This is a genomic window from Myroides injenensis M09-0166 (assembly GCF_000246945.1).
GTDB lineage: Bacteria > Bacteroidota > Bacteroidia > Flavobacteriales > Flavobacteriaceae > Flavobacterium > Flavobacterium injenense.
Genome location: NZ_BAEX01000139.1, coordinates 1 through 4,421 on the forward strand (window position 1 = coordinate 1; position 4,421 = coordinate 4,421).

General features: G+C 30.3%; 4 protein-coding genes. 2 read left to right on the plus strand and 2 right to left on the minus strand.

Features of this window, described 5'->3' with window-relative positions:
* Window positions 1–12 precede the first annotated feature (12 nt).
* The gene (locus tag RH98_RS14685) at window positions 13–993 is read right to left on the minus strand and encodes an EamA family transporter (protein WP_010257120.1); all 981 of its coding nucleotides are present in this window, start codon (window positions 991–993) and stop codon (window positions 13–15) included.
* Between the two features lie 212 nt (window positions 994–1,205).
* Complete coding sequence (htpG, locus tag RH98_RS14690) at window positions 1,206–3,062, minus strand: molecular chaperone HtpG (protein WP_010257123.1); 1,857 nt, start codon at window positions 3,060–3,062, stop codon at window positions 1,206–1,208.
* A 165-nt stretch (window positions 3,063–3,227) separates the two neighbouring features.
* On the opposite strand from htpG, the gene RH98_RS14695 reads away from it, so the two are divergent.
* Together RH98_RS14695 and RH98_RS14700 are read left to right on the plus strand one after the other, a co-directional pair.
* On the plus strand, window positions 3,228–3,686 hold the full coding sequence (locus RH98_RS14695) for a lipocalin family protein (protein ID WP_010257127.1): 459 nt from the start codon (window positions 3,228–3,230) through the stop codon (window positions 3,684–3,686).
* Between the two features lie 20 nt (window positions 3,687–3,706).
* Window positions 3,707–4,408 carry a YiaD family glycine zipper/OmpA-like lipoprotein gene (locus tag RH98_RS14700; protein ID WP_010257130.1) on the plus strand — a complete coding sequence of 234 codons (702 nt, stop codon included), beginning with the start codon at window positions 3,707–3,709 and terminating at the stop codon, window positions 4,406–4,408.
* Window positions 4,409–4,421: the final 13 nt, after the last annotated feature.

Below are 4,421 nucleotides of genomic sequence, written 5' to 3' on the forward strand. Positions count from 1 at the left end.
TATACCTAAATATTAAGGTTCCTCAAATTTAGTTTTATTTGCAAATAATAGATTACTATTCATTAATACAATAGCACTTAATATTAGTATAATTCCTATCCATTGTATTAAAATAACTTTTTCTCCTAAAACAAAGAATGCTACAGTAACAGAAGCTGGTAATTCTAAAGAAGATATTATACTTCCAAGACCTACTCCAGTTAAAGGAAATCCCATATTCAGGAATAAAGGAGGTAAGATAGTACCAAATAGAGCAAGTACTAATCCCCAACCATAAAATATTTTCCAATTAAAGTCTCTTATTCCAGAAGTATTATCAGAAAAAGAATGATAGAAATTCATCATCATTTCTGAATTGTTAGGACCTATTTGGGTGATGAAAACAAAAATTGAAACAATAATTGCAGCTCCACATAACATATACATACTTCTTTTTGGAGCAGCTAAATGGTGTGCTATACGTCCAGATGCAAATAGCGTAGTAGCAAACGAACAAGAAGCTAAAAATCCAAATATTACACCTCTGTAATCAAGTTTTATTTCACTTCCTAATACATTAGTAGCTAAAACAGTACCTGTAAGAATTAGTATAACAGCTATAATTTTCAATCTATTAGGAAAAGTCTTGGTCGCTATACTATCTAGTACAATTCCAATCCACACAGATTGCATTAATAATACTACGGCTATGGATGCATTAATATAACTAACAGCCATATAATATAGTACAGAAGTAAACCCCATTGAAGTACCAGCTAAAATAAGTTGTCTTATATCTTTTGAAGTAGCTTTTTCTTCAGTTGGTTGTCTTTTTCTCAATAGGTTAATTAATGTAACACCAATTAGACCTATTATAACTTGTGAAAAAGTTACTTCTGCAGTAGTATATCCATCTCTATAAGCTAATTTTACAAAAGAGGCAAGCATACCAAAACTAGAAGCTCCTATTGCTACTAAAAGTACTCCTTTTAACGTATTATTTTGTTCTTTCATTTTTTTCTTTTTTGCGATACAAAGGTAGTTAATAAAAGTAAAGGTATTTAGGACAAATGTCTGACAATAGTTGTGATTTTTTATTGTTTGAATGTATTATGCAATATTAAATTTTCTCTTATTAGTTTTATAATATTTTGACGAAGTAATAAAAAAGAAAAGCTGCCTTCAAATAAAATTAAAGACAGCTTTTTTATAATAAACGGTATTGCTTATTTTAATCTATTAAAGTTACGTTTAACAAATGCCGTTAGTTCTTCTCCTTTTAATAAACCTTGTGAAAGTTTAGCCAAGTCCATCGCTTGTTTAATACTTTCATTTCTTTCTTGTTCATTACTATTATTAATAATAGTAGAAGCAAGTTCAGAATTAGTATTTACAACTAGATTGTACATTTCTGGGAAATTACCCATTCCAAACATTCCACCGCCACCTGATTGACTCATTTCTTTCATACGACGCATGAATTCAGGTTGTGTAATAATAAATGGTTCTGCAGTACTATCCATTGCTTCTAGCTTGACAGTATATTTTTCTTTAGGAACAGAGTTTTCAATAATTTCTTGCAATGTTTTTTGTTCATCTTCAGAAAGTTTTGAAATTTCAATATCCTCTTTTTTAATTAAATTACTGATATGATCAGCATCTACACGAGCAAATGACATTTTTTCATTATCGCTTTCTAACTTCTGAATTAAGTGAGAAACGATTGGTGAATCTAAAAGTAATACTTGGTATCCTCTTTCTTTTGCAGTCGCTATATAGCTATCTTGAGTATCTTTATTAGAAGCATATAATACAATTAGATTTCCATCTTTATCTGTTTGGTTATCTTTTATTGCTTCTTTTAATTCCTCTAGCGTATAGTATTTTCCATCAACAGTAGGGTAAAGTACAAATGATCCTGCTTTCTCATAGAATTTTGGTTCAGATAGCATACCATATTCTAGTACAATTTTAATATCATTCCACTTTGATTCAAAATCTTCTCTGTTCTCGTTAAATAATGATTTTAATTTATCAGCAACTTTACGAGTGATATAGTTTGATATTTTTTTAACATTACCATCTGCTTGTAGATAAGATCTAGAAACGTTTAATGGAATGTCTGGTGAATCTATTACACCTTTTAACATTGTTAGGAATTCAGGAACTATTCCTTCTACGTTGTCAGTAACAAATACTTGATTTTGATAAAGTTGTATTTTATCTTTTTGCATTTGAAGATCAGCACTCAATTTAGGGAAATATAGAATTCCTGTTAAATTAAATGGGTAGTCCACATTAAGATGGATATTAAATAATGGTTCTTCAAATTGCATTGGGTACAACTCTCTGTAGAAGTTTTTATAATCTTCATCAGTTAAATCTGAAGGCTGCTTAGTCCAAGCTGGGTTAGGATTATTGATAATAGTATCAACTTCAACTTTTTCTTCTCCTTCGCCCTCTTCGTGCGTACCAAATTTAATTGGTACAGGCATAAATTTATTGTACTTAGTTAATAGCTCGCGTATTTTTCCTTCTTCTAAAAACTCTAATGAGTCATCAGCTATGTGCAGAACTATTTCTGTACCTCTATCTTTTTTATCAGATTCTTCTAAGGTATATTCAGGACTACCATCACATGTCCAGTGAGCAGCAGGTTCGTCTTTGTAGGACTTTGTGAAGATTTCAACCTTATCAGCTACCATAAAAGCAGAGTAAAAACCTAATCCAAAATGTCCAATAATGCCAGAGTCTTTTGCAGAATCTTTATATTTTTCTAAAAATTCTTCAGCTCCAGAGAACGCTACTTGGTTAATATATTTTTCAACTTCATCTTTAGTCATACCAATACCTTGGTCTATAATGCGAAGTTCTTTATTGTCTTTATCGATTTTTACTTCAATGATTGGATTGCCATATTCTGTATTTGTCTCTCCAATACTAGTAAGATGTTTTAATTTTAAAGTAGCATCCGTTGCGTTTGAAATTAATTCTCTTAAAAAGATTTCGTGGTCGCTGTATAAGAACTTTTTGATAAGTGGGAAGATATTCTCCACGGTCACGTTAATTTTTCCAGATGTCATAATTATATGTTTTATTTATTAGATAATTTTAATTTTAGTAAATTTACATTGTGAAGTCAAAAAAGATACCAAATGAGTAGAGGTGTCATTTTGACAGTTAATAGTAATTTATATTAACTATTAAATTGTTTTTTAGTAATAATAAAATTTGAAAAAGAAGATATTATGAAGAAATTACTTGTTTTAGGAGCAATTGCTTTAGCAGTTGTATCATGTAAACCTACTATGGATAGTAAATCACAAGTAGGGTTAAAAGGAAATTGGACATTAACTAAAGTTAATCGTATAGGAGGTGAATTTGTAAAAGTAAACTCATTTAATATTGCTGATGCAGATTGTTTTATTGGCAGTCAATGGAAATTTGTTTCAAATAATAATACAGGGAATTTGTCATTAAATCAAGGTGGTAATTGTCCTAGTTTTGAAAGTAATTTTAAATGGAGTATTACACCTAATGGAGCTTTTGAGTTTAAGTTCATTGATGAAGGGGTGAAAGCGAAAAATATTACCACTGGATATTCTATGCAAGTAAGAAATCAAACAAGTAATTCTTTTGATTTGGTTGATAAGTTTTATGCAGGAGGAAAAACTTATGATGTTACTTATCATTTTGTAAGAAATTAAAAAAAATAAAAGAAAAAGAAATGAAAAAAATTGGAACAATAGCATTAGCAGGAGTGTTTTTAACTACTTCTATAGGATTAACAGGATGTGATTCAGTTAAGAATGCAAATAATACACAAAAAGGTGCAGGTATTGGTGCAGCTAGTGGTGCAATTATCGGTGGAATATTAGGTAATAATATTGGTAAAGGTGGTAATGGAGCATTAGGAGCTGTTTTAGGTGGAATAATTGGTGGTGCTGCTGGTGGTGTAATTGGAAATAAAATGGACGCTCAAGCTAGAAAAATTGAAGAGACTGTTCCTGGTGCACAAGTTGAAAGAGTAGGGGAAGGAATTAAATTAATCTTAGGGGAGAACTCAGTTAATTTCAATTTAAATCAAGCTACCTTAACTGACAAAGCAAAAAGTAATCTAGATAAGTTAGTAAAAGTATTCAAGGACGAACCAGATACTTACATTGATATTTATGGATATACTGATATTTCAGGTAGAGAGGAATATAATTTAAGTTTATCCAAAAAACGTGCAGCATCTGTTAAACAATATTTAGTTCAACAAGGAGTAGCTTCTAATCGTATTCAAACTGATGGATTAGGAATAGCAGATCCTATAGCAAGTAATGATACAGAAGCTGGTAGAGCTAAGAATAGACGTGTAGAATTTGGTATTAGAGCAAATGAAAAAATGATTCAAGATGCTCAAATGCAATCAGGTTCTTATTAAGAATATCAAAAAA